Source organism: Flavobacterium sp., from assembly GCF_035760125.1.
In the GTDB taxonomy this organism is placed as follows: Bacteria; Bacteroidota; Bacteroidia; order Flavobacteriales; family Flavobacteriaceae; genus Flavobacterium.
Window position 1 is genome coordinate 1 of sequence record NZ_DASTTN010000530.1, and the last position, 6387, is coordinate 6387.

Annotated in this window: 8 protein-coding genes; all 8 read left to right on the forward strand. The window is 27.8% G+C overall.

Going from position 1 to position 6387, the window contains the following annotated elements; genetic code table 11:
* Positions 1-15: 15 nt before the first annotated feature.
* The 8 genes from VFS71_RS18875 to VFS71_RS18910 all read left to right on the forward strand — a co-directional run bounded on the left by VFS71_RS18875 (position 16) and on the right by VFS71_RS18910 (position 6383).
* A complete protein-coding gene (locus VFS71_RS18875; protein WP_326403196.1) occupies positions 16-267 on the forward strand; it encodes a helix-turn-helix transcriptional regulator in 252 nt (83 codons plus the stop codon).
* 230 nt (positions 268-497) lie between these two features.
* Entirely contained in the window at positions 498-2009 is a 1512-nt protein-coding gene (locus VFS71_RS18880) for a DUF3696 domain-containing protein (protein ID WP_326403198.1), read from the forward strand.
* Between the two features lie 6 nt (positions 2010-2015).
* Entirely contained in the window at positions 2016-3044 is a 1029-nt protein-coding gene (locus tag VFS71_RS18885) for a hypothetical protein (protein WP_326403200.1), read from the forward strand.
* Positions 3045-3626: 582 nt separating this feature from the next.
* Complete coding sequence (locus tag VFS71_RS18890) at positions 3627-4016, forward strand: TIR domain-containing protein (protein ID WP_326403201.1); 390 nt, start codon at positions 3627-3629, stop codon at positions 4014-4016.
* A gap of 76 nt (positions 4017-4092) precedes the next feature.
* Positions 4093-4503, forward strand: coding sequence for a TIR domain-containing protein (locus tag VFS71_RS18895; protein WP_326403202.1), 411 nt, complete (start codon positions 4093-4095; stop codon positions 4501-4503).
* 2 nt (positions 4504-4505) lie between these two features.
* Positions 4506-5480 (forward strand): caspase family protein, encoded by a 975-nt coding sequence (locus VFS71_RS18900; protein WP_326403203.1) that lies wholly within the window; start codon positions 4506-4508, stop codon positions 5478-5480.
* A 2-nt stretch (positions 5481-5482) separates the two neighbouring features.
* A complete protein-coding gene (locus VFS71_RS18905; protein WP_326403205.1) occupies positions 5483-6049 on the forward strand; it encodes a toll/interleukin-1 receptor domain-containing protein in 567 nt (188 codons plus the stop codon).
* Positions 6050-6071: 22 nt separating this feature from the next.
* Positions 6072-6383 (forward strand): hypothetical protein, encoded by a 312-nt coding sequence (locus VFS71_RS18910; protein WP_326403207.1) that lies wholly within the window; start codon positions 6072-6074, stop codon positions 6381-6383.
* The last annotated feature ends 4 nt before the right edge of the window (positions 6384-6387 follow it).

Below are 6387 nucleotides of genomic sequence, written 5' to 3' on the forward strand. Positions count from 1 at the left end.
TGAAAACATAATGAAATGGAATTAAATGCAGATATACAAAAACATATAGGAAAAAGAATTTCTGAAATAAGATCAAAGAATGACCAAACTCAACAGGATATTGAATTTTTGACAGGTATTGATTCTGCTGAGGTAAGTAAGTATGAAAGTGGCAAACGAAATTTAACATTAAAAACGTTAATGAAATTTGCTACAGCTTTACAAGTGCATCCTAAAGAATTGTTTGATTTTGAATTTGATATAAAAAAATACAGAGTTGATGAGTAAATAAAAAATAAGAATTTGAAAGATGCTTAGGCATCTTTTTTTATTCCTATGTGGAAAACCGTAAAGAATAGTTGAAATGGTTTTGTATGTTTGGTACTGTTTAGTGATTATTGAAACTAATTTTTCTCAATCTATCCAAAAATGAATTTATAGGCATAGGTTGTTTCCGTTTAGATAGTTGCTACAAAATTATAAAACCCTCATTAATAATATAAATCTAATAAAAAAGCATGTCACATTTAAAATACATTTCTTTTGATAATTTTAGAGTTTTTGAACAAAGGACTAAATTTGAATTAAGTCCTTTAACTTTTTTGACTGGCCCGAATTCAAGTGGAAAAAGCTCCTTATTGAAAGGTCTGCTATTATTAAAAAGTAATTATAATAGTGATTTACAAGTCTTAGATTTTTCTGGTGCTAAACATAATTTAGGCACTTTTGAAAACGCAATAAATAAAAAAAATAAAAAAACTGAAAACATGACTTTTGGATTTCAAGCTAGTATTAGTAGCGAAGGATTCCCATTTACATATATCAAACAACCAGTAACCACAAAAAGAAGTGTTTATAACATTCTAAAAGAATTTAAATCTAAAGCAGATACAGATGTTTTTTTAGAATTAACTTATAAAAAAAATGACAGAAGTGGTAAATTATCTATTGTAGAATTATTCTTAGAAAATGATGAAGAATCTTTTTTAAAACTTATTATTGGAGATGTTAATTCTGAATATCACACCTTAAATTTTAACTATGAAAAAATTTCAAAAAGTAAAGTTTTAAAAGAACTTTTTCTAGAACAAGTAATTAGAAATGACTATAACATAACAAAATCTGCAAAAACTAAATCTTATAAATTTCCAACTCATTTTGCTTTCCAAGAAAAAACAAAAATTGAATATTTTGACGAGCCTGTTTTAGTTTTTAGTAAATTATATGAAAAATTTCTAGATGAGAATATAAATATTAAAATAAATAAGGATTTACATCATTATTTGTTAGGACATCCCTTAAGGCGATTCTTGAAAGATTTTGCCTCTTTAATTGAGAACATTGAGTATCTTGAAGCAGTTAGAGCAAATACGAGAAGATTGTATACAAATGATTCTCAAGGAACTTCATTTAATGAATTAATTTTAGAGTATAGATCAAGAGAAATTTCTGGAAAATCATTAGAATTCACCAATAAATGGTTGAAAAAATTTGAAATAGCTGATGAAATTATTTTTGATAATATAGAAGGTGTCGCAACAACAATATATTTAAAAAAGAACAATGAGAAAATTGCATTAGCTGATTTAGGTTATGGTATTACACAATTTATCCCAATATTGTTGAAAATATCTTTGGAAGAGCCGATAAAAAATAATAAAGATCTAAGTATTGTAAAAAAATTAATACTTTTAGAAGAACCCGAAACAAATTTACATCCTAAATTACAATCATTAATAGCAGATTTTTTATTAGATGCAATAAGGACATTTGAAGTTAGGTTTATTGTTGAAACTCATAGCGAATATATAATTAGAAAAGTTCAAATTCTCACTGCTGAATACACTTTAAAACCAAATGAATCTGTTATATATTATTTTAATAATTTTGAAAATGATAATAAGAATGAGAAAATAGTAAAAATTAACATAAATGAAAACGGCACAATGAGCAATGATTTTGGAGAAGGATTTTATGATGAAGCAACGAATTTAAAGTTTCAATTGCTTAAGATTAAAACACAAAATTAGTAAGATATGATGACACTTATCGCTCAAAAGCAGTTTTTAGATGATTTATATATTTGTGATAATAATGATTCAAATACTAAAGATTTTAGTTCTTTTCTTAAAACAGATTTTTTTGGTTATAATCTTGTATGTGATTTTAAAGATATTAATGAATATTTAGAAGCTTCAAAATTAAATCCCTTTTGGGAATTGTTGATGGATAAATATGATAATATTTTTTTTAATTCTAAATTAAATGAAGAAATTCAAATGGATGAATTCTATGAAAATTTAGGAGAACAAAATATTTTTTTAATTGACAATGGTAGTGACATTTGTGACAGGATGATGAGTGAACGAGGATATATTTTTTTATCAATAGATAATATCTCAACTAAATGGGAAAAATTCAGAAAGTGTAATGAGGGGATACATTTGAAAATTACAAATAGTAATATAATTCCAGAAGAGCAAAAACTAAATAGTTGGGAAAAAATAAGTGATTATTGCTTTCCAATAAATAACGCGATAATATTTGATAGATATTTACTCAAAAATAAAACTGATCAAAAATTAGAAAATAATTTGTTTCCTTTCTTAAGTAAATTATCTCAAAAAAACACAACAAAAAAACCTTTAAAAATAACTTTAATTACCGAATTTGAAGATTATGAATGTATAAAAGTATCATATTCAAAAATCGAAAATTTTTTAACTGACAATAATTATAATAATATTATTTTTAATATAGTTAAGCATGTAAAAGCATTATATCCAAGAAATTTTGAAGGACTACATTCAAGATTTATTTTAACAAATTATTTTCATTTTAGATGTGATGATAGTTTCAATTACTTCAAAAGAAATGGAAAAATAAATAATGATGCAGATTTGAGAATTAGTTTTAATCTATCAAGTAAACACAAACACTTTTTTGAAAAAGAATTAACGGATATCAAAATGTATTTAGAAAAAATAATAAATAACCCTGATAATCCAAGTCAAAATTTAAAAATATTATATTTAAAAGATAAATCAAACTCCTTATTAAATTAGTATGTAATTAACAGCAAGGTTTCGTTGAGTACACAGTATGAACAATGAAATTGGTGGTTAATGAAACTAATTGCATGTCTATCATACTGTAGAGTTATTGTAAAATAAATTTGTAGATTTCCAAGGGGATTTATAGTCCTCTTTTTTTGTTATTTGTAAAAACACTTGTCAATGCCGGATTAAAACTTGTTAATTTGGGAGTATTAGAATTTAGGGTAACTTATTACTGGAATTGCCATTTTATCTTTGAGGGATGGAATGGTATGAAATAATAGGGTTTGTTGTGTTGTGGTTTGTGGGGCTTTATCTGAGAAGAAAGTTTTATGAGCGATTGAGGGATAGGGGCTATAATGGGAGCTGGATGAATAGAGGGAAGAAATAGTGAAAGATGCTGATGAGGTGTCTTTTTTTATGGAATTATTTTTAAATTACGTAAAACAGTAATATCTGATTAAAATTATTTTGTAGGTTTGATAAAAGTATACTTTACTATGGTGTAGAACATCTAGTGTTTTTTTGTACAGTAACTATTATTCAGAGTAGTATAAGGGAAAGAAAGTGAAAAAACTAAAAATAAAATTTATGTTGCCATTATTAATTTTAGGTGGAGTCATCACTTATCTGATTACAAAAAATAATAGCTCAACAAAAAATAAGAAAAAAAGAATATTTATAAGTTTTGCAATAGAAGATAAAACTTATAGAGATCATTTAAAAGAGCAATCTAAAAATGAAAAATCTCCTTTTGATTTTATAGATATGTCGGTAAAAAAGGAATGGGAACAAGCCGTTTGGAAAGATAAATGCAGGACTAGAATTAAAAGTTGTGATGGTGTTATTGCACTTTTAAGTAAGAATACGCATAAAGCTAGTGGTGCAAGATGGGAAATGAAATGTGCAATTGAAGAAGGTAAAAAAATTATTGGAATGCACATAAAAAAAATGATAAAGGATCAGTTCCAATTGAATTAGAAAATGAAGAAATAATTATATGGGAGTGGAAAAAAATAGAAAAATTTATCAATAATCTTTAAATTAAATAAAAACAATGGCAGATCCAAGAGCATTTATAAGTTTCGACTTTGACCATAATAATATTAATAAAATACTTTTTGCTGGTCAAGCTAAAAATTCGAAAACTCCTTTCAATATTGAGGACTGGAGTTCTAAGGCACATTTACCCGAAAAGGAATGGGAAGAATTAATTCACGCCAAAATAAACAAATGTAATATGCTGATTATTCTTGTGGGTAAGAGTATGTCATCAGCAGTAGGAGTAGTAAAAGAAATTGCATTTGCAAGAGAACACAATGTTCCTATATTTGGTATTTATGTAGATGGTGCAGATTCAACATCTAATTTACCAACAGGTCTTCCTAGAGGAAGGGTTATTTCTTGGGATTGGAACATAATAGCCTCAGCTATAGATCAAATGATGACAGAAGGTAAAAATAAGTAATCATGAGAAAAGCACTAATAGTTGGGGTAAATCATTATCCGCATGGTAGTGATTTATATGGTTGTGTTAATGATGCGTATAATGTTAAAAACATTATTGAAAGAAATTCAGATGGCTCAGTTAATTTTGATTGTAAATTAATTACGGCTTCCTCATCCAGAGAAAGTATCGAAAGAGGAAAGCTTAAGGATGATGTTGAAAATTTATTTTCAACAAAGGCAGAAATAGCCTTGTTCTATTTTGCAGGACATGGTCATATTGAAGCTACAGGTGGATATTTGTTAGCATCCGATGCTAAAAGAGGAGATGATGGATTGTCACTAAATGATGTATTAGTTTTAGCGAATAAGTCGCCCGCAACAAATAAAATAATTATACTTGATAGTTGCCATTCAGGAATAGCTGGCAATCCTCCAACAATTGCCGATAGTGCATTACTTGCAGAAGGAATTACAATTTTGACTGCCTCAACGAGCGACCAATATGCAAGTGAAAAAGATGGTAGCGGAGTATTTACTAGTCTTTTTGTGGATGCTTTGAGTGGGAGTGGTTCTAATATAATAGGCGATATAACTCCAGGAAGTGTCTATGCTCATATTGATCAATCTCTTGGAGCGTGGGAACAAAGACCTATTTTTAAAACAAATGTTAGAAATTTTGTATCTCTAAGAAAGGTCGCTCCTTCGATTCCATTAGATGATCTTAGGAAAATTAGTGATTTTTTTCCAACGCCTGGATTTGAATTTCAGTTAGATCCTACTTTTGAACCTGAAGCAAAAGGTAGAGACGAAGGAATGCCTGAACCTTTGGAAGAAAATACAAGAACATTTTCAATATTACAAAAGTACAATAGATTGAATTTGTTAGTTCCTATCGATGCACCTCATATGTGGAATGCAGCAATGGAAAGTAAAAAATGTAAATTAACAGCATTGGGAGAGCATTATAGAAGGCTAGCAGAAAAAAATAGAATTTAATTATGGCATTATTTACAAGTAGTTATTTAAGAAATAAATATTCAGCATCATTAATTACAGAACAAAAAAGACAATTTTCTGCTGTTGATAAATCTAAACTTAAGTTTGATATTTTTTTGTCTCACTGTTATTTGGATAGGGAGGAAGTTTTAGGTTTATATAGAGAACTTACTGAAATGGGATTTTCTGTTTATGTAGACTGGATCGTTGATGCAGATTTAGATAGAACTAATGTTACAAAGGCTACTGCTGAATTAATTAAAAACAGGATGAAAAATTCAAAGAGTTTGCTATTAGCCGTTTCAACGAATGCAGCAATGTCAAAGTGGATGCCTTGGGAGCTAGGATTTGTTGATGGCAATACCGACAGATGTGCAATTATACCTGTTTCAACAGATAATTTGAGCCTTAATTCATTTAATAGAGTTGAATATCTGAAACTATATCCTTATTTGGATAGAGAAACAGATACATCGAATGTTATGAAATTATGGATCAATGAAGATTCTAATGAATATATTGAATTTAAAGATTGGATTAATGGAAGTAATCCTATAAAAAGAAACTAATTTCAAACTCTAAAATAAAAATATGAGACCACTAATATTAGATTATACTACTGACAGGACAGGCGAATACAATCCAATTTTTGAGTATGATGATTCCTTATCTATGAATATTGTTAATACCGAAAATGGAAAGATTCCTTTCATGGATATTCAAAATTCAGATTTACTTTTATTAACAAAAACACGAGTAATTGGAGAGGCAGATGATGACAATATTTGTTTGTTAGAACTAGAAACTAAAACAAAAGTTATGCAAGAAAGTGATGATGACGATGTTATGCAATTACTACAACTTGAAACAAAAACTTTTACAAAACAAGAGTCTGATGATTGATATC

Bases quoted from the DNA above. Each gene is read 5' to 3' on its own strand.
- VFS71_RS18895 (WP_326403202.1), top strand. From the start codon at position 4,093: ATGGCAGATCCAAGAGCATTTATAAGTTTCGACTTTGACCATAATAAT.
- VFS71_RS18900 (WP_326403203.1), top strand. From the start codon at position 4,506: ATGAGAAAAGCACTAATAGTTGGGGTAAATCATTATCCGCATGGTAGT.
- VFS71_RS18885 (WP_326403200.1), top strand. From the start codon at position 2,016: ATGATGACACTTATCGCTCAAAAGCAGTTTTTAGATGATTTATATATT.
- VFS71_RS18880 (WP_326403198.1), top strand. From the start codon at position 498: ATGTCACATTTAAAATACATTTCTTTTGATAATTTTAGAGTTTTTGAA.
- VFS71_RS18875 (WP_326403196.1), top strand. From the start codon at position 16: ATGGAATTAAATGCAGATATACAAAAACATATAGGAAAAAGAATTTCT.
- VFS71_RS18890 (WP_326403201.1), top strand. From the start codon at position 3,627: ATGTTGCCATTATTAATTTTAGGTGGAGTCATCACTTATCTGATTACA.
- VFS71_RS18910 (WP_326403207.1), top strand. From the start codon at position 6,072: ATGAGACCACTAATATTAGATTATACTACTGACAGGACAGGCGAATAC.
- VFS71_RS18905 (WP_326403205.1), top strand. From the start codon at position 5,483: ATGGCATTATTTACAAGTAGTTATTTAAGAAATAAATATTCAGCATCA.